Raw genomic sequence first — 19,342 nt, forward strand, 5'->3', positions numbered from 1 at the left:
TTTTATGAAAAGATTATTTCTAGTGCTTGGGCTGATATGCCCCGTCTACGCCTTTTCCCAGCATTACCAGGTTGACACACTTTATAAAACAGGACCACAGCATAACCGAATTAATGTAGTCATCCTGGGTGATGGATTCACAAAAGACGAAATCCCCAAATTTGCTGGGGAAGCTAGAAAGTTTGCCGATTTTCTTCGCGAGTGTGAGCCGTTTGTCCGTTATCGCGGCTATTTCAACTTTTTTGCCATCGAAACCCCGTCCTTGGAAAGCGGGATCACAAACCCTGGCACTGCGGTGGATACAGATCCCGGGCAGCCTGTTGAAACAAAAAATACCTTTTTCGGTGTGTCATTTGGCTCATACGTACAGCGGCTGATGACAATCACAAATGTGGATGTCTATCATGCATTGCTAGAAAGCCATCTTCCCGAGCAGAAACTGGTGATAATGCTGGCAAACAGTCCCTACCTCGGCGGGTCCGGAGGAAGTACCGCGATATTTACATTGCACGGAATGCCCAATCAGACCGGCAGGCATGAGGTAGGGCATACCTTTGCAAATCTGGCCGATGAAAGTTGGAACAATGCTGTTTTTGGCAGGGAGGCACCCAATATGACTTCGCAGGAAATGCCGGGGCCAGTTAAATGGCACAACTGGCTCAATTATCCCCCGATTTCCATTTATCAATATGGCAGTGGTGAAGCTTCGCATTGGTGCCGACCCACGTCCGGCGAATGCTCTATGGCCTACCTCGATAAGCCATTTTGCGCCGTCTGCACAGAAGCCATCGTCGAGCGAATTTTGGGTCTGGTAAATCCCATTGACCGGTTCACACCAGGCAATGCAAGTGCGATAAACCTCGATGCCGATGTCACCTTCCAACTCGATCTGGTCAGGCCGGTGCCTAACAGCCTCCAAATCGAATGGCGGCTTAACGGAGCGTTGATTGCAGACAATACCGATCACGTGGTTTTGAAGCCGGACGAGGTTACGGACTGGTCGACGCTTACGGCCACTGTTTTTGATTCGACCTGGCTGAGTCGGAGAGACGATGCTCGTCAGTTGAGGACAAAAACGATCAGTTGGTCGCTGCGGTCGTCTCTTCCGGCGGTGTTGAAAGTCTCGGCATCGAAAGCAGTAACCTGTGCCGGCGATACCGTTGTAGTAACTGCCTACGGCTGTCGGGGTAAGGTAAGCTGGGTGAATGGCGCGACGGGGAATTCACTAACCGTGGCTCCCGGTCAGACAAATACTTATTCAGCGTCTTGCGAGTTTGCGGGAAGTCCGACCATGCGAGCGGAAACAACAGTAAAGGTGCAGCCGCTACCCAACGCGATGGCGAATAATGGCGGTCCTTACACGGTCGGAGCAACAGTTGAACTTCATGCTGCCGGAGGAGTGAAATACGAATGGACGGGGCCAATGCTCTTTCATGCCGATACACCGGACGCCACGTTTCGAAACGCGACGCTGAATCGTGCTGGTACGTACGAGGTAAAAGTCACCGACAATAAAGGGTGCTCGAAAATTTCGTATACAGAGGTTCAGGTCGACCCGATTCTGTCTGTGCCGGCCGACCCGAAACAATGGGTCAAGGTCTCACCCAATCCGGCGAAAGAGCGTGTAGTAGTGGAGACCATACTGCCTGGGGAATCTCTTTTTACAATATTCGATCAATCGGGCAGGAAATTGACCAGCCGTTTGTTTAAAGAGAAAATGGAGATTCGGCTGGAAGGTGCCTCGCGACTTTACATTTATAAGTTTACCAATGGTAAGCGACAAGTGAGCGGGAAGATTGTAAAGCAGTAATGGAATGCAACAAAAAAGTCTCCTGAGAAGGAGACTTTTCTTCATACCAATGCCGATTTCGGCTTGCGGCCTACTTTCGTCCGGTTGCGTATCTTATCGGGGCGGGGACGGATTTCTTTGTCTTGAAAATACAGCTTCAAGGATTCGATGATGATGTCCTTCTGCGTGAGACCTTCCCAGTAGCCGTAATCCTTCATATTCTCCATCAGCACGAAATCACAATCGAAGGTGACCTTTGTGGGGGCGCCGTCAATGACTTCGGCAGTGGATGCCGGGGTGATTGCTACGGCGGGCTCTTCCTGTACTTCGGGTAGCGGTAGTGGCGCAAAATCAAACTTCCTTTCCTTTGCCATACGTGTCAGTTATTTATTCGTTCCAGTATTTCTTTGGTTAACTTATAATAGTCTTCGGCTCCGTTGCTGGTGGGTGCGTAATCAAAGATCGTCGTTCCGTTGGCCTGCGCTTCCGACAATGCAATGTTATCGCGGATGTACGCTTCCATGAAAACTTCGCCCAGCTGCTCCCGCGTAGCCATGATCAGTTCGTGGCTGATCTTCTTCCGGATTTTCGGGTTATAGCGCGTCGCGAATACGCCGCCGAGATTGGTGCTCGGGCTGATCTTCTTGATCTCCGCCGAGTACACCAGGAAGTTGCGCAAACCCTCGTAGCTCAAAAACTCTGCCTGCAACGGTACATAATACTGGTGGCATGAAACCAACGCCAACCTCGTATTTCCGTAGAGGGCAGGAGGGCAGTCGATGATCACGAAGTCGTAACGGTCCTTCACTTTTTCCAATGCAATTTTCAGATTGAAAGGAAAAACCGGCGCCGACTTGATCGTGTCCTCCCGGTGGATCATCTCGGCTGATCCGGGCAAAACATCAATGTCTCCAACTCGCTTGACGATCTCATCAAATTCGTATTCGCCGGTGATGAACGAGCCGCTGTCTTTTTTAAGACCGGCATGATGAATGCCGAAACTTTTGGTAAGACTGGCTTGCGCATCCAGGTCAATTACCAGCACTCTTGCATTGGCAAATTTGCTGAGACCGGCAGCAATACTCTGGGCAGATGTAGTCTTTCCCACACCACCTTTGTTGTTGACAATACTGATGATTTTCATTTAAAAGTATTATAAGTATAAAAAGTTAATAGTTTATTTCACGTCCGATACGTAAATAAACGTAAAATATTTTTATCCCTATTCCTTATAAATAAAAAGTCGTAAAAGTTTTTGTCGTGGTAAATGTATCAATCATTTTAAATGAATAAAAAGTATTAAAAGAATTTTTTTATAATTTTTTTGTAATGATTTGATAATAAGAACGCTATAAAATGCTGTCACCCTGAGCGCAGTCTAAGGGCAAATGCGAAAACGTTGTCGCATCGCCCTTAGGACTGCGCTCAGGGTGACAAATTAGTTGACCAAAAACTTTTATACCGCCGGATTAGGCGCATTCGAGGGCGCTACCGCCGCCAACTTCGCAGCCACATATTTATGAATGCGGTACATAAGCAATGCCGTCACGATTACCGCGAACACCACCACGTCCCCCAGTAGCGGGTAGTTTTCGATGAAACCGGTACTCGTTTCGGACACGATGAACCCGGCAAGAAGTGAAGCAAGCCCGCCGGCGATCTGCTGGATCGACGAGTTGATACCCATATATGCACCGCGGTCCTGGGGGTCGGGAACTGCCGTCATGAGCGCCGACGCGGAGATCATCCGGCCGGTAATTCCGACGAAGAGTAGGACGTTCAAACCGATGATAATCCAAAGCGGGGTCACGCTGAGGTTGCAATAAATGAGGGTCATGATACAGGTGACCGTCGAGCCCATCAGGAACACTTTATACTTCCCGGCTTTGTCGCTCAGCTTCCCGATCATCGGACTAAACACAAGCATCGAAATGCCGGTCACCATGTATAAGGTCGGCAGCGATCCTTCGGCGATGCCCAGGTTGTGCACGCCGAACGCGGTACCGAATGGCATGAGCATAAATCCACCGGTGGCAAGCAGCGCGGTGGCCGCGAAGCCTTGGAGGTAGTCGGGCCGCGCGAGGGTTTTGGCCAGGTGCTGAAAGGCATTACCCTTCGGAGGATTTTTCAAGTGCGCGTCGATCGGCTTCATTTGGGTAACGATCAATATGCCGACGATCAGGCCCAGGCCCACGATCATCAGGAACGGCGCATGCCAGCTGAACTGGTTGGCCAGATAGAGCCCGATAGGGATACCCAGAACCTGGCTGCTTGCGAAAGCCATTTGTACAAACCCCATTACGCGTCCACGTACATTGATGGGGAAAAGATCGGTGATAATGGCAAAGCTGATGGAGCCGATTACCCCTCCGAAAATACCCGTGAACACACGGGCTGCTAGCAATAAATGGTAGGTAGGGGCGATCCCACAAAAGAATGTTCCTAGCAGGAAGCCGACGTAAAAGAAGAGCAGCAGTTTTTTACGATCGAATTTGTCGGCAAAACCGGCGGTAAGCAAGCCGGAAGCGCCCGCACTGAATGCGTAAGCGGAGACGACCAGCCCGAATTGGCTGGTCGTGATGGATAGTTTGTCGAGCAGGATGTAACCCAATGGCGATAATACCATGAAATCGAGCACAACTGTAAACTGCAATGTGGCTAAAAGGGCTATGATGAACTTTTCATAGCCCGTAAATGTGGGTTTGGTTTCGGACATAGAGTTTGATTTTGTAAATTTTTAGTCTGTTAATTCTTCGCACGCATATCCTGCGCGGGTGACGAGCTCGATCACGGGCTCACACTGCGCGTGTGTGGCTTCAATGCGCAACACTTTGTCGATATCAGCCAAATCAACGTTCCATTTCAGGATGTCGGGGCAGTTATCGAGTGTGCCGGCAATCGATTTGACTTGTCTTGGATTATTGATGTTGGTCTTAAAAACCAGCACAAACGCTTCGGTAACACTGTGATCGTTCATGGCAAACAAAATAGGATGCGGACCGGTTTCAGCTTTTCGTTAAGGTTTTAAGGCTTTTAATACCAGTCCGAGTGTGAGGTTGATTTTCTCTTCATCGAATACAAAAGGAGGGCGGCCGGGCATACTCTTGCCCGCGATATGAAACTTCACAAGCTGGTAGAGCGGGGCAAAGGCTATCGACCAGTATATTTCTACCGGCAACGGCATAATTTCCTTCCGGTCGATCGCATTATGGACAAATCGCTGCATTGCCTGCAAAAATCGCGTATCCACCGTCGAGCGCTCTACCAGCGGCGAATGCTTCACCTGCTCCATAAACGTCATGCTGTACGGGTTTTCGAGGCAATAGGTCATACGGTTGATCCATTGCCGTTTCAAACCTTCGTCAAAATGTGCATCCGGATCGAAGTTTATCAGTGTCGCTTCCGTCATTTTGCGTGATTCATCGGTGTAAACTTGCTGGATCAGATCCTCCCGGTCCTTGAAATAAATGTAAATCGTGGCGACCGATACCCCGGCGGCCTTCGCCAGTTTATGCATACTCAATCCGTCGAAACCGTGGTTTACAATCAGCTCGATAGCCTTCTCGCGGATTAATGCCTCCTTGTTAGCGTCCCTGATCCTCAATGGTCTTATTAATTTTTCATGGTGCAAATATAAATGAACGTTCGTTTATTTATAAATCTTTTAGGTTGAATATTTAGCTAGTTTATTGATTAATAAGTTACCATTTGACGCAAGTGATGCTCCATATGGTCGACGTAATCGTCAAAATACCATTTGAGGGTATGCTTTTGACCATCTCGTCCGACACCGTTGCGGGAGAGGTTTTGAGTTGGGATAGCTTTGGCAATGGCAGCCAAATGCAGGTTATACTGCTTCCAGGTCGCAACCAGCTGTTCCGTGGCGATTTCATTGTACTTGCTAAACCCAACCCAGTCGTTTTGGTTGTAGAAGATTACCGGTTCGTTTTCGGACTGGATTCGGATAAATCGCTGATGGTTGTTGGCCGCGCTATCGATCAAATGTCCCAGGATTTCCTTTTTGCTCCATTTCTCAGGCGTAGGCTTGCTTTCAAATTCAGCGGCGGGAATGGCCTGGATAAGCGCCGGAATATGATCACAGAGCCAATTTAAACGGTCGATAGCAGCATTTATTTCCATAGTTTCAGGAGTGACTGGTGATAATAAAATTTTCGATTACCTTTTTGTTATAGCCTTTGTACCCACCTTGGAAATCCCGACCTGCAATGGCGACAAAATCGGCCATTCGCTGGGAATTAAGCTGTTCCAGCAAGGTTTGGTAGTCTCCATCATATTTAATAAAATAGCCTGAATAAACCGTCACATCCGGATTTTCATACAAAATGAAATTCGGCTCGCGGTTCATCGGCGAGAAAATGATCTTCTTGCCGAATGCATTATCCAGCCCCTGCGCTCGCCCGAACGCGTACCATGCCACTGCATTGGGCTTTCCATTATCACGACGATCCAGTTCGGATTTTACTTTAAGCAAGTAGGAATATGTTTGAGGGAATTCGGTTTTAAGCGTTTCCTCCGGGATAATGCGCTGTTTTTCAGATGCATCTTTTTGGTAGGGAAACAAAATATACTCCGTCACTGCATCGTCGGCACCTTTTAGTTTGGAGCCTTTGATAATCGGTTTAAGCAAATCCTTTTCAAGGTGTGCGAAGAAACCGTTCTTGTTTTTGGCATAAACTAAACCATTCTTTTCGCTGATGATATTGAAAAGGTAGCAACCATCAGCCAGCGTTGTAAGTCCCACCGAGATTTTACAAATGTCGCCCAGTCGCTGCCCTTGCTGTTCTGCTTGTGCCTGGACTGAAAGCTGCCAGGGAATATCTATCCGTAATTCGGAATGAGGAATATCCCGACCTTTATATTCAAAACGATTGTTTACGCAATGCTCGAACCGGAAGTGGTCGGTAGGTTCGCCTCCGAAAATTGTAATAGCAGGGTAGGTGGAAGCCGCTCCAAAAACCGGAATCGTGCGGTAGTTGGTAATGTGTCGTAGGTTCCTTTTCTTATGAAAATACCTGCGTAACGGTCCGCCGGACTCTGAAACCAGGTAAGAATTGGGCGTGATCATCGCGCATATACCATTGTCAGCCAGCAGCTTGGACGCTAGTTGAAAGAAGGCGATGAATGCGTCGGTCGATCCGGTGCTGCAAAATGAATAATGCTTTTGAATATACTTCCGTTGAGCCTCAGGCAAATGCTGAATGCGGATATAAGGTGGATTACCCACGATTAGATCAAACTTTTCCCTCAAACGCCATTGCTTCAACGCATCGCATTTCCGCAAATTCCAGTTGACCGACAAACCCAGCGGCGCCACGAGGGCATCCAGGTTTTCACGGCATTGCTGCAATGCTTTTTTGTCGATGTCCCAGCCGTGCAGCTGTTGAAGTCTCCGTGCTATCTGGTCGGCCGGAGTGTTGCGAATGATAAATTCCGCCATAGGGATGAGAAAACGTCCATCGCCGCAAGCCGGATCGAGCATGCGTTTTCCAGCCAAATCGCTCTCAAAAAAATCGCAATGCCGTAATATTTTATCAACGACATGAGGAGGCGTGTAAACCTGGCCCAACAATTTTTTGCGCCCGTACGTGCGTGTTTGTGATGCCATTTAGAAGTCGATGCCGCGTTTCTTATGGAGCATTTGGGTCACGAACTGTGCGGGTGTCAGTACCCGGAGATTTTCGGCAAAAGGTTCAAAATCTGACACGTTGGTTGTGATCAGATAGTCACATTGTTCTGCAGTTGCGCTTGCATATTGAAAGGCATCCTCAATGTCCTTGAAACCGGCAGTTAAGCCTTGGGCAAATACCATTTTGTCTGAAACACTAATGTTCAGAAAGGAAAGATAAGCGTCCAGTCGGGCACGTAATGCTGTGCCTTTAATCCCGTTTTTATTCATGATGTATGCAAAAGTATACAATGAACCGGGCGAAATGAAAACAGGAATCTGATCTTTTCTTGCTTTGAATAGAATGTAAGCGACTTCGAGTGGTTGACCGGTCTTCCTTTCCAGCGCATGATCGATTAATCCGTTGGTATCAAGGAATAGCCTCATAGGCCATATTTCTCAGCGTACCTTACCAGCCGAAGGTCATCGTCGGACATATTGCTTATCGGAGCCCTGGCCCAGCCGATCATGAGAAAGGGCAATGACTGCCTGAATTCCTCTCGTTCGGTCAGCTCGGTTAATGGAGTTTGATGGTACGGCGCTTTGAAATCTTCAAACTTCATGACAGGACCATCTTCGAGTTCAAAATACTGTTTCTGATTATGGTCTGTTTTGTCCGCGCCTTGCGGAGAGTTTTTTTGATTTTGCTCTTCCATAGTTGACGAGCGTAATTGATAAATGATACACCAAAGTATTTATTTCAATTGACATACTCGGAATCCGTTTATCCTGCGGAGCGAATTAGTTACCACTGGCGGAGCAATATCGGAAAACAGTACTTCGTACGTCGGTTCGTTGAACGTGAAGGCGCTTCCATCGGCCCGGGGGCGCTTTGCACCGGCGCAGTACAGTGTACCAATCTCGCCATTTTCCAGCGACTGCTTGTCGATAAACCCGAGCAATGATGCGATGGTGCCTTCGGTTCGGGATTGATGAAAGGAAATGCAGAAGTAATGCGAAGTTTTAGAACCGGGTTTGTGAAGCTGAGAGGAAGGGATATTCAAAACATAATCCCCGACCAAAATGCCGGAGCGGCGTTTCATGGATTTGATGTCGACGGCGAAATCTTCCGTATCGGAGCGGATGAGAAAATCCTGGCCCCAGTCCTGGCCGTCGGTGGCGCCGAAGGAGCGGGCAGGGCGGGGAAGGTGATAGCAGTCGGCGAAGACGACTTCCCCAAGCGTTCCTGTGAAGCGCATCATGCGCGTCTGCGCGAGGCGGTCTTTACTTTTATCCCAAATGTTCGAAATGTGATGATGAGTTATCGAATGGCTCACCAATTCGCGGGCAAAAAACTTCTGCTCGTCGCTGACGGAGATTTGAATATACGTGCCGTTATTCAGAACAATTTGCTCCATGCAAACCTGATGGCTAGCAGAGTGAGTACAAAACCGATTAAAATGACCGAAAATGGAACGTAAGTGAATGCTACTAAGTGGATTCTGTCGAAAAACCACATCACGCCGATGAGCGCGGCGATTAAGGTAAGAAATCCTGAAATTTTCCCAAAACCGGGAATCAGGGAGAATGGGATCTTGCTTTTAATCAACATCAGGGTAATGGCCATTGAAATGACGGGCAAATACTGCAAAACGATATTGGCATTCCAGATGCTCTGACGTTCGAAGAGGAAGAGGTAAATGTTGAGGGTAACCGCGAAAATACCGGGAATGCAAACCGCGTAAACCAGGATGGCATAAATGATGCTCCAAAACTTAACGTCACGGCTACCGTCCGCGGCCATTCCCACTACCCAGGCCGTAAATGGCAATATCAAAAGGTAAACTACCGCAGGCCACGGATTGGATGAAACAGAGGCGAAGAATTGTTGCAGCGTCATTTTATTAAAGGGGAGAATGGAGGAAAGGAAGGAAGGAGAAATGGGAAAAGCGGCGAAGGAGTAATGTCATGCTGAGCGGAGTCGAAGCAATTGCGATGAAGTTGGCAAGCACCTCTCGCTAGGGACTGTCTTCGACTCCGCTCAGACTGACAACTTTCTATTTATCCCAGATCACAACCCCAGCAAAAACCCGATCGTAAAATTAGCATCCCAGTCAAAAACGAATTGCTGGCAGCCGGTGGCATCGGTTACGGCTTTATAAATGTTAACTCCCGCTTTGGACTTGGCGTTGGTCAGTTTGGTGTAAGCCAGTGGAGCGCTCAATGTAGTGTAGCGTTCCTTGCCTTTACGAACTTCTTTGGCCATTTCGAAAGGAACCCCGCCTATAATGAAACAGGTATTCCGCAGATTAGCAGGCACTTGTTTCGCTTTGGCGCTCACTTCCTGGTATACTTTTGAGTCGTCGGTTCCGTCCTGGAAATATTTTGCTCCGTAAGATTCCAATGCAGAGATTTTACCACCGCTGATCCAGGAAATCTTAGTGTTACCCGAGCCAATATCCACGACAAATGCCTTGTCTGCGTATTCGGCGGGCAACACGGATTTGAGCGCCAGCTGACCTTCCTGTTCCGGAGTAACCTGGTTTACAACGTAGCCAAGCGACTTCAAAACCCGGGTAATTTTGGTAGTTACCTCCGCTTTCGCCGCACCCGAACTCACCACGAAATGAATGTCTTTGCTGCCTACTCCGTAGTCCAGCATGGTTCCGATATACTTTTTCAGGCCAATGCGTACATCCTCGTCGGTTGCCATATTCTCGGTTACGAGGCTGTTACCAAATTCCGATTTTTCGAGTTTCCAGCGTTTTTCCTTATCAACCGTAATGATAAATGAGTTAAAGCCGCTCGCACCAAGCTCGACGACGCCCCGGAGTTTTCCGTCTACAGGCACCGGGGGCGTGTAAGTGAATGTTGTGCTCTCGCCCGAGGCGGTGGCTTCGCTGTTCGATGAAGTGCCGGGATCCGACGCAGTGCTTTCGGCTTCGCCGGTGGTGGCTTCTGTCTGAGGGCTTTGCGCCTGATCTTCTGCCATTTGGTTCAGGGCTTTCTGCCCGCCCAGGTACTTATACCCGACGAAAATGGCCCCCAAAATGAGCGCGGTGATGATCAACCGGCCGGCAACTGTTAGTCTTTTCATGTAGTTATGATGTGTAAAATGAGAAATATGAAGCGAATAAATGAAGAATTATCAATCCAGTAAGCCTTTGTAGCTCGAATCTTTCGGCGTATCTATCGAGCGGGTAGCAGGTGCCGGCGAATCTAACTGGATCAACTTGAACTGGCCCGAATTGTAAGCTTCCAGCATGGCCTGGCCTTTGTCCGAGAGCAAGCCATTCTGCACATCCACGCCATTGATAAAATCCAGTGACAAATCCATCGCACGTTTCATCTCACCCAGTTTCTGGCTCATATCGTCTTGGATGTATTCCATCGATTCATCGAAGTAGAACTTTTTATCAGGATTACCCTTGAAAATGCTGATAGCTGTACGCAATGCATTGGAGCTTTCCTTTACAATTCTATACTCGGCCTCTTTGAGTTTAACTTTGATCTCCGTCTCTTTAATAATGTAATCTGCACTCTTGTTTACCTTTTCCATAAATTCGAGCACAGTCTTCATGTTTCGCTGCAAGGGAAGAAGCTTCTCATTCATTTCCTGTAAGCCGGCGCCTTCAATGGTCGCGAGAGAGGCGGTTTCCTTCATGCCCGGGCGGTCTAGCATGGTGCTCGCCTTGTTGGCTTCGGCGAATTTCTGTTTGATGCGCTCGTTATTTTCATTGATATTCTTGTTCAGCTTCACCAACTGGCCGGCCAGCGTGTTGATCTGCCCCTGCATCTTCTCGCGCTTTTCTTTCAGGTCGTCGACGTAAATCTTCATGATCGCAATCGGGTCCAGCTTGATAATGAGACCGGTAATGCTCCGCATCAGCGATTTGAACAGGAAGAACGCGGCCGTTCGCACGTCTTTGCTCGTCAGCAGGAAGATCACGAGCGCCAGAATGGCCATCAGGAAACCGAGATACAGGGTGTTTTGGGTTACTTCGATTAGGAAAGCCGCGATTTTGTTCCAGAAATAGAGTACCACGGCGCCTACACCTCCCAGGAAAAGGAGGGAAGTAATACCTTCCGGTCGGCTCCAATAGGACTTCTTGGAGTGATCCTCCTGAGAGCCGCCGATCTGGGTGAAATCTGGTGTTGCCATTGTGATTTAGTTGTCAGGTTTTATTGAAGATATTGGTTGATTTTCACCAGGTCCGACTGGATCTGGTCTACAAAACTTACATAAGTGACTTCGAAGCTGTCCTTATTGGAATTGATTTTAGCCGTCTGCTCCGCAACTTCGCCCGAAATCTGGCCCAGACGGTTTTTATTTTCATCTATTTTCTTCTGTAAATCAATGATTTGTTGCGCATAAGCCGCATTCGTTTGTTCCAGTTTCTGCTGCTCGTCCTGCAATGCGCCTACACGTTCCTTGATGGCCTTTTCGACGTCTTTCAGGAACGACTCACGGTCTTTGACAAGGATGGTGAGATATTGATCGGCAGAAGTTTTGAGAACAGTCGTATCCTTGGCGCCACCCATGGCCTTGAAGCTCGCCCAGGCAGCCTGAAACTGCTTTTCTTCGCCCAAACCGAGCCCTTCCATACTTTGAAGGGCCTGTTTGTATTCGAAATAGTCGGGGCCGGGCAGGTTGGCTTTTTCGAGGAGATTGACGAAATGCTCTGTAAACTTCTTGTCAATCTGGCCGGTTCCTGCCGCGTTGGTAACCGTTGCAGGCGCAGGCTTGGAAGGTTCGGGGATGGGAGCCGCTGCTGGCCTTGGAACTTGCGTTCCTGACGCGGTTTCGTCGGCGTCCTTGATGAAAAAGCTGAGTATCTTTTTACCAATACCCGGTTCAGAGTCTGCCATAAGTGATAAAGCGTTAAGGTTCATTGTTTTTGTCGGATCAATATTACTAAAATTCGCAGGATTTCATAGGGGGCGATATTTACCAGTGGTATCCTGCGTTGATGAAGCCTCGGAAATTTTGGATGGGAATTTCCGGTAATCCTTGAAACCCGCTCGTTTTTTGATGATGTTTGCCAAAAAACTAAGTCCTTATGCTCAAATTAGGTTTTAACAGTGCAATCCTGGCCGATTTCGGCTTTGAACACGTCGTTCAATTTGCTGGAAATAATGGCTTTTCGTGTGTAGAAGTGATGTGCTGGCCGGCTGACAATGCCGACAGCCGCCGGTACGCGGGCGTGACCCACATTGATGTCAACGACCTCACCGACCGGAAGGTGTCGTCCATCAAACATAACCTGAAAGAAGCGGGGATCTTCATTTCGGCACTGGGTTATTATCCCAACCCGCTCGATCCCGATCCGAACCGCTCTGAATACTATATAGAACATATCAAGCAGGTAATTCGCGGAGCAGCTAAACTCGATATTCCGGTCGTTACCACCTTCATCGGCCGTGATCCTTCCAAAAGCATTAAAGATAACCTGGCCCGTTTCGCCGATGTATGGCCTGCGATTGTGAAGGTTGCAGAGGAAAACAATGTGAAAATAGGCATCGAGAACTGTCCCATGTTCTTCACCGACGATGAATGGCCGGGAGGGAAAAATCTTGCAATCAGCCCGGCCGTATGGGATCGGATGTTCGAAATTATTCCCGATCCATTGTTCGGCCTGAACTATGATCCTTCGCATATGATCTGGCAGATGATGGATGAATTATTGCCGATTTATAATTATAAATCACGCTTACATCACGTTCATTTGAAGGATGCGAAAGTTTATAAAAATAAATTGAATAATGTCGGCATACTGGCTAATCCGTTGGAGTATCATTCACCGAAACTTCCGGGGCTCGGTGATGTTAACTGGCGCGGTTTCTTTGCCGCATTGACAGATGTGCGCTATCGCGGCCCCGTTGTGATAGAAGTAGAAGATAAGGCCTATGAAGGCAATATCACGGATGTGAAGAGCGCCATTCTCACCAGCCGCAACTATGTAAGCCAGTTTTTGGGATGATAGGATTGATTTGGTTCTCTAATTGGAACACCCAGTAGAGAAAGCCCGCATGCCTGAGGAGAGTCACTGCCAATGCTTTGTCGTTACATGCTTGACGGCATTTAAAAGTTAAGTAATTGCCGATGCTCCTATCCATGTTACGTGCCTGACGGCACTGGGTTGTAGAAGAGCTTAATCGCGTAGCGATGTCATATTGGTAGTATCGATGACAATTAATGGGTGTAGAAAATGCCGTTAGGTGTGTAACGACAAAGTTGGCGCAAATGCCGCACGGTTAACGATCTGTGCGGCATTTATACTTTAAATATGGTTTATATTTATAAATTTAATATTATTTACAAATATAAACATTCGTTAACGCTTTTCCAGAAACCGTATCAGCGGCATAATAAACCTGTTGAAATCCTCGATATGCGGTAAATGTCCAATATTATCGAGTTCTACCAGCTCACTATTAGGAATCTTTGCCTTAGTTCGTCTACCGAGTTCGGGATAATTTCCGAGCGTTTTTCGCACATCCTCGGGCGCCAGGTTCTTACCTACGGCGCTTCGGTCGCGCTGGCCGATGATGAGCAGCGTAGGGGCCTTGATCTGCCCGAATTCGTAGCAGACAGGCTGGGTGTAGATCATATCGTACGTCAATGCGCTGTTCCAGGCTACTCTGGGATAATCTTTTCCGAGCGTCCAGCCGGCCAGCAGGTTCACCCATTTGGTATAAGCATCCTTCCATTTGCCGTCATAATAGCTGTTGAGCTGGTAGTTCTTAATGGAATTGAAATCGCTTTTTAGCTCACTCATATACCATTTATCGACGGGCTGAAATGGCACCTTCACCTTGTAATCTTCAAGGCCTATCGGATTTTCCAGGATCAGTTTTTCCACCTTTTCCGGGTACATCAGTGTGAAACGGGTTGCCAGCATTCCACCCATCGAATGCCCTAAAAGAGCTATTTTGCCAATGCCTAGCTTGTCGAGGACCTTTTTAGTATTAGCCGCGAGGTCATGAAATGAATACTGGTAATGCAGCGGCTTTGTCGACTTCCCAAAGCCGATCTGATCGGGGATAATCACCCGAAATCCCTTTGCGGTAAGCGCTTTGGCCGTTTCTTCCCAGTAGGCGCCGTTGAAATTCTTTCCATGCAGGAGCATGACCGTCCGCCCGTTCGCCCGCGCGGGACGTACATCCATGTAAGCCATGCGAAGCTTTTCACCCTGCGATTCAAATTCCAGGTAATCGACCTGAAAAGGGTAGGTATACGCTTCCAGGTTCATATCCAGCGGCCGAAGCGAGTCGTTTTGCGCTTGTACGGCCGTAACCGAGAGGAATAGCAGACCAATGCCCAGGCTGAGTTTTTTCATAGGTTTTGCGCCTTAAAAACGAAAAGAGGATAACGTGACCGCTATCCTCTTTCGCAATGAAAAATATGTGCCAGAACGTATTATTCGATGAGACGGGCTTTGGTCGACAAATAGGCCGTCAGCGTGGCTAGCACGCCTACGATCGCGAAAGACCAGCGCAGGTTGGCAAACTGGGCCACGATACCGATCAACGGCGGGCCGATCAGGAAGCCGATGAAGCTGATGGACGAAACCGCCGCAAGCGCCATTCCCGCCGACATGGTTTTCGAGCGTCCGGTAGCGCTGTAAACCAACGGAACAACCGATGATACACCGAAACCAACCAGGAGGAAACCCAATGTAGCGGTTATGAGGTGTGGGAATGCTACGGCAATGGCAAGACCAGTACCCATTAACGTACCGCTCAATTGCAGCATTTTACGACGTCCGAGGCGGTTGGCCAGCCAGTCACCTGCGAAGCGACCGCCTGTCATAGTTCCCATAAACGCTACATAACCAAGAGTAGTCATCGAAGCAGGCACGTGAACCGCTTCCTGGAAGTAAACGCCGCTCCAATCGAACATGGCGCCTTCGCAGACCATCGCACAGAAGCCGATCAGACCGAGGATCAAAAGGTCGCGGTCGGGCTTTACAAACATGGGCTGCTCTTCGCCTGCTTCTTTTTCAGTGTCGGGCATTGTGTGCTTATAGGCCGTGAAAATGACGGCAAACGCGATCAAAGCGATGACAATGAAGTGGATATGAGGAGGGATGTGTACCGAAATGAAGAGTGATCCGATCATCGCGCTCACGAAGCCCGCAAGGCTCCATAAACCGTGAAAAGACGCCATAATGGATTTGCCGTAAACCTGTTCCACAGCCACTGCCTGGGTATTTACGGCAATGTTCGTCAGGTTACCCCACAATCCGAATGCAAACAATGCGATGACGAGCTGCTCGGTGCGGGTTACAAAACCAATGAATGTCAGTGTGATCGCGTACAGGATGGCGCCGATCAGCACCATTTTTTTGCTTCCGTAGTGGGTTACCATCCAGCCGGAGATCGGAAGGCTTGCCATTAAGCCCAATGGAAGGGCTAGCAGCACGGTTCCGAGACCACCTTCTGTGAGGTGGAGCATGTTTTTAATGTCCGGGATCCGGCTTGCCCAGGCGGCGAAGCTGAGTCCTTGGACGAAGAAAAAGGCCGCGACAGCCCATCTTAAATATCGTCGGGAATCGGAAGGAGCGAAAATTGAATAATTCATGAGTGTGATGTTAATATCTTTATATAATTTTTTTAATTTTTTCGATTCAGGGTTGGCGCCTCAAAAATTGTATTATGTACAGTTATAGCCTTTCAGTAATGCAAATTTAACGCATCTGGCGGTTATTTGATTCATGGAAATTGGATTTTTTAAATTAAATTAAAAAGTATGTGTTGTACAAAATCAAGAATTGTTGCATTTTAATGATTTAACGGTACGAGAAGAGAGCGTTGTAATCAAAATAGTAGGCAAAACGGTGACTGTTTTTTAACTTCACCCAATCACCTAACCAACCTTTTACTGCCTGATGCGCATCATTTTTACTTCACTCCTTAGTTTAGCTGCATTACAAACCTGGTCGCAAACGGCCTCCCCCGAGCGGCTCGATAAAATCAGGGCGACACTTCCCGTCATTGAGAAGCTCTATCATGATTATGCGGAGAAAAATCATTTCCCCGGGCTGGCATTCGGGTTGGTAGTGGACGGCAAACTAGTGTTGTCAGGGGCAAGTGGCTTTTCCGAGATTGCCACCTCGACGAAAGCGAGCCCGAAGTCGCTTTTTCGCATCGCTTCTATGTCCAAGAGTGTGACGGCAATGGGCATTCTGGCGCTCCGCAAGGAAGGGAAATTGAAACTCGATGACCCGGCATACCTTTATATTCCGGAATTGAAAAACATGCCGCCACTCACCAAAGATGCCCCGGCGATTACCATCCGGCATTTGCTCACGCACATGGCCGGCTTTCCGGAGGACAATCCCTGGGGCGACCGTCAGCTCGATACGAAGGATGAAGAACTGATCGCATTGATCTCCAAAGGCATTTCCTTCTCCAATGTGCCCGGTGTGACTTATGAATACAGTAATCTGGGCTTTGCAATGCTGGGCAAGATCATCAGCAACGTGGCCGGCAAACCTTATCAGCAGTATATTAATGAAGTGATTTTCAAACCGCTGGGTATGGACAATACCATTTGGGAATATACCAAGGCGCCGAAAAATCTGCTGGCACACGGCTACCGTTATGAGGACGATGTGTGGAAGGAAGAAGAACTCGAACACGATGGTACCTACGGCGCAATGGGCGGTCTGATTACCTCTATTGATGATTTCAGTAAATATGTAGCATTCCATTTATCGGCCTGGCCGCCATCCTCTGGTGCCGAAACCGGGCCGGTAATGCGCAGCGATGTACGGGAAATGCAAATGCCCTGGAACTTCAATAGCCTGAATGCCTCGTACAAGTACCCGAGCGGGCGCGCTTGCGCGATGGTTTCGGCTTATGGGTATGGCTTACGGTGGAGTAAGGACTGCGAGGGTAGAACGGGAATCGGTCACACCGGTGGTCTGCCGGGTTTCGGGAGCCAGTGGCAAATTTTGCCGGAATATGGCATTGGCATCATCGCGCATGCGAACCGTACGTATGCGGGCATGGCTACGATCAATACCGCTGTGCTCGACACGGTCATTGCATTAGCGGGATTGAAACCGCTGCCCGTCGCCGTTTCGAATATTTTGAAACAACGCAAAGACCAGCTCGTAAAATTGCTTCCAACCTGGCAGAATGCGGAGCAAAGCGGCATTTTCGCGGAAAATTTCTTTCCCGACCGCTCCGTATCCCATCGTCGGAAGGAGCTGGACGTATTGCTTGCCAAAGTAGGTACCATTGTCAGTGCTTCGGAAATGGTGGCTGAAAATCAGCTGAGAGGGACATTTACATTGAAATGCACATCAGGCAATATCCGCGTGTATTTTACGCTCTCGCCCGAAAACCCCGCGTTGATCCAGCAGCTCGATTTCTCGGCAGCGAAATAATGTTTTGAAAAAAATAAAGAGGGCATAGGGGGATACAGGGGGCCGGTTGTCTCGAAAGAAACAACTTAGCGATTATGAAAAGGACTCTTTTATCACTCATCTTCATTCTTGGCTTCGGTGCCACTGCCAGCACCTTCGCGCAGGAGAACCAAACGCTTTTTCAAAGCCGGGGGATCTATCGTTCCGGCGGTTATGCGGCGATTTCCAATAAATTCACGAAAATCAATGGCGATTACGCGAATATGGCTGAGCTGTACGGCGGCTGGTTCATCAACCAACGTTTTTTGCTCGGCTTAGGAGCAGCTGCTACCACCAACTACATTCCGGTGCCGGCTTTGGAACAAAATTTCCCGGCTCGGAAGATGACTTATCAATATGGCCAGTTCGGGTTGATGACTGAGTACGTGTTCGCGTCGACGCGCAGGGTGCATGTCACGGCCAATTTGCTGACAGGTGCCGGTTTCACGCTGCAATACGACCGCCGCGATTTCGATGATTGGGACTGGGACGATTGGGACGACCGCCGCGACAATGACGATGCGAAATGCTTCTTTGTGATGGAGCCGGGCGTGCAGGTAGAGTTTAATCTGTTGAAATGGATGCGTTTCAGCCCGGGCGTATCGTACCGTAAAGCATTTAATGCAGAAGGCAATGGTCTTACCGACAGTGATTTGAGTAATATTTCTTACAACCTGACTTTGAAATTCGGCCGGTTTTAAGCTCGCTGGGGATCAAATGCCATTCGCTGACCGGTGTGGCATTTAATCCCCTTTTTTCCTGAATGGTCGCCACCTTTCCGCGCATTCAAGTAAGTTAATGGCTTGATAATCTTTGTTCAAGGACAATAGGAACAGAAATAATGGAGTTATTAGGTGATTGCACACGATTAGAAACCAAAACAAGAGGGATGATGCGTGTATTGGGATTTGTAATGATCGGGTGGTTAATGCTCGCTGTTTCTGCCGCCAGCGCACAAAATGTCTACGATGTGATCGTAGCGGGCCGCACGATCGGGTCATTGAAGGTATTCGATGAAAAAGGTTCGGACAATACGGAAACGCACCGGATCGAATCGGATTTCAAAGTAATGTTCTACAAAGGGTCGTATTCGACCCAGACTAATTATGTGCAGGGAAAACTCGTCTCGGCTACCTGTGCGCACCACGTCAACGGTGATCTCAAAGAGAAAACGCTCACCAAAACCAGTTCCAAATCGTTTTACGAAGTGCTGTTCTCGGGAGAGGACGTGAGCGACAAGCCTAATGTGACGGTGAATAAACCGATCAGCAGCACGATTACCAGCCTGTATTATAAGGAGCCCATCAACATTACAGAGGTCTATTCCGAACGGTACGGCAAGATGTGCAACATCCGGAAGCTTTCTGAGGGCAAATATGGTGTAACGCTGCCGGACGGCAAGGAAGGGGTGTATTCCTACAAAAACGGCCTTTGCCGTGAGGTAAAGACCGATCTTGCAGGTTTTAAACTAAGAATTGTATTGAATGAGGGCAAAACCGCCCTTCGCTAACG

At 48.5% G+C, this 19,342-nt stretch carries 21 protein-coding genes; 5 read left to right on the plus strand and 16 right to left on the minus strand.

What is annotated here, in order from left to right:
• Window positions 1-4: 4 nt before the first annotated feature.
• Window positions 5-1,810 (plus strand): M64 family metallopeptidase, encoded by a 1,806-nt coding sequence (locus AC2YIT_RS07925; protein WP_487278832.1) that lies wholly within the window; start codon window positions 5-7, stop codon window positions 1,808-1,810.
• Window positions 1,811-1,851: 41 nt separating this feature from the next.
• On the opposite strand, the gene AC2YIT_RS07930 is transcribed toward AC2YIT_RS07925, so the two are convergent.
• The 14 genes from AC2YIT_RS07930 to AC2YIT_RS07995 form a co-directional block, all read right to left on the minus strand.
• A complete protein-coding gene (locus AC2YIT_RS07930; protein WP_430848154.1) occupies window positions 1,852-2,163 on the minus strand; it encodes a hypothetical protein in 312 nt (103 codons plus the stop codon).
• 5 nt (window positions 2,164-2,168) lie between these two features.
• Complete coding sequence (locus AC2YIT_RS07935) at window positions 2,169-2,933, minus strand: ParA family protein (protein WP_106598284.1); 765 nt, start codon at window positions 2,931-2,933, stop codon at window positions 2,169-2,171.
• A 312-nt stretch (window positions 2,934-3,245) separates the two neighbouring features.
• Window positions 3,246-4,505 (minus strand): MFS transporter, encoded by a 1,260-nt coding sequence (locus AC2YIT_RS07940; protein ID WP_430848157.1) that lies wholly within the window; start codon window positions 4,503-4,505, stop codon window positions 3,246-3,248.
• A gap of 21 nt (window positions 4,506-4,526) precedes the next feature.
• Window positions 4,527-4,766, minus strand: coding sequence for a hypothetical protein (locus tag AC2YIT_RS07945; RefSeq protein WP_430848158.1), 240 nt, complete (start codon window positions 4,764-4,766; stop codon window positions 4,527-4,529).
• A gap of 39 nt (window positions 4,767-4,805) precedes the next feature.
• Entirely contained in the window at window positions 4,806-5,393 is a 588-nt protein-coding gene (locus AC2YIT_RS07950; RefSeq protein WP_430848160.1) for a TetR/AcrR family transcriptional regulator, read from the minus strand.
• A gap of 89 nt (window positions 5,394-5,482) precedes the next feature.
• On the minus strand, window positions 5,483-5,929 hold the full coding sequence (locus tag AC2YIT_RS07955; RefSeq protein WP_430848162.1) for a DinB family protein: 447 nt from the start codon (window positions 5,927-5,929) through the stop codon (window positions 5,483-5,485).
• Between the two features lie 4 nt (window positions 5,930-5,933).
• Window positions 5,934-7,415 (minus strand): HsdM family class I SAM-dependent methyltransferase, encoded by a 1,482-nt coding sequence (locus AC2YIT_RS07960; protein WP_487278833.1) that lies wholly within the window; start codon window positions 7,413-7,415, stop codon window positions 5,934-5,936.
• Window positions 7,416-7,862, minus strand: a complete 447-nt coding sequence (locus AC2YIT_RS07965; protein WP_487278834.1) for a type II toxin-antitoxin system VapC family toxin — start codon at window positions 7,860-7,862, stop codon at window positions 7,416-7,418.
• Complete coding sequence (locus tag AC2YIT_RS07970; protein WP_487278835.1) at window positions 7,859-8,131, minus strand: hypothetical protein; 273 nt, start codon at window positions 8,129-8,131, stop codon at window positions 7,859-7,861. The genes AC2YIT_RS07965 and AC2YIT_RS07970 overlap by 4 nt, the downstream gene beginning before the upstream one ends.
• 39 nt (window positions 8,132-8,170) lie before the next feature.
• Complete coding sequence (locus tag AC2YIT_RS07975) at window positions 8,171-8,833, minus strand: hypothetical protein (RefSeq protein ID WP_487278836.1); 663 nt, start codon at window positions 8,831-8,833, stop codon at window positions 8,171-8,173.
• A complete protein-coding gene (locus tag AC2YIT_RS07980; RefSeq protein WP_430848172.1) occupies window positions 8,815-9,315 on the minus strand; it encodes a hypothetical protein in 501 nt (166 codons plus the stop codon). Before AC2YIT_RS07980 ends, AC2YIT_RS07975 begins: the two co-directional genes overlap by 19 nt.
• Window positions 9,316-9,486: 171 nt before the next feature.
• A complete protein-coding gene (locus tag AC2YIT_RS07985; RefSeq protein ID WP_430848174.1) occupies window positions 9,487-10,512 on the minus strand; it encodes a Ppx/GppA phosphatase family protein in 1,026 nt (341 codons plus the stop codon).
• A 51-nt stretch (window positions 10,513-10,563) separates the two neighbouring features.
• Window positions 10,564-11,577, minus strand: a complete 1,014-nt coding sequence (locus AC2YIT_RS07990; protein WP_430848176.1) for a hypothetical protein — start codon at window positions 11,575-11,577, stop codon at window positions 10,564-10,566.
• A 20-nt stretch (window positions 11,578-11,597) separates the two neighbouring features.
• Window positions 11,598-12,284 (minus strand): hypothetical protein, encoded by a 687-nt coding sequence (locus tag AC2YIT_RS07995; RefSeq protein ID WP_487278837.1) that lies wholly within the window; start codon window positions 12,282-12,284, stop codon window positions 11,598-11,600.
• A gap of 191 nt (window positions 12,285-12,475) precedes the next feature.
• Here AC2YIT_RS07995 and AC2YIT_RS08000 point away from each other — a divergent pair, with 191 nt between their 5' ends.
• On the plus strand, window positions 12,476-13,396 hold the full coding sequence (locus AC2YIT_RS08000) for a sugar phosphate isomerase/epimerase family protein (RefSeq protein WP_430848180.1): 921 nt from the start codon (window positions 12,476-12,478) through the stop codon (window positions 13,394-13,396).
• A gap of 354 nt (window positions 13,397-13,750) precedes the next feature.
• Here the strand turns inward: AC2YIT_RS08000 and AC2YIT_RS08005 are convergent, their stop codons facing one another.
• Together AC2YIT_RS08005 and AC2YIT_RS08010 are read right to left on the minus strand one after the other, a co-directional pair.
• On the minus strand, window positions 13,751-14,755 hold the full coding sequence (locus AC2YIT_RS08005; protein WP_487278838.1) for an alpha/beta fold hydrolase: 1,005 nt from the start codon (window positions 14,753-14,755) through the stop codon (window positions 13,751-13,753).
• A gap of 80 nt (window positions 14,756-14,835) precedes the next feature.
• Complete coding sequence (locus AC2YIT_RS08010) at window positions 14,836-15,999, minus strand: MFS transporter (protein ID WP_487278839.1); 1,164 nt, start codon at window positions 15,997-15,999, stop codon at window positions 14,836-14,838.
• A 307-nt stretch (window positions 16,000-16,306) separates the two neighbouring features.
• Here AC2YIT_RS08010 and AC2YIT_RS08015 point away from each other — a divergent pair, with 307 nt between their 5' ends.
• The 3 genes from AC2YIT_RS08015 (at window position 16,307) to AC2YIT_RS08025 (ending at window position 19,340) form a co-directional block, all read left to right on the plus strand.
• Window positions 16,307-17,812, plus strand: coding sequence for a serine hydrolase domain-containing protein (locus AC2YIT_RS08015; protein WP_487278840.1), 1,506 nt, complete (start codon window positions 16,307-16,309; stop codon window positions 17,810-17,812).
• Between the two features lie 74 nt (window positions 17,813-17,886).
• On the plus strand, window positions 17,887-18,531 hold the full coding sequence (locus AC2YIT_RS08020) for a hypothetical protein (RefSeq protein WP_487278841.1): 645 nt from the start codon (window positions 17,887-17,889) through the stop codon (window positions 18,529-18,531).
• Window positions 18,532-18,719: 188 nt separating this feature from the next.
• Window positions 18,720-19,340, plus strand: a complete 621-nt coding sequence (locus tag AC2YIT_RS08025; protein WP_487278842.1) for a DUF6134 family protein — start codon at window positions 18,720-18,722, stop codon at window positions 19,338-19,340.
• Window positions 19,341-19,342 lie beyond the last annotated feature (2 nt).

It is taken from the genome of Dyadobacter sp. SRI_021, assembly GCF_057586235.1.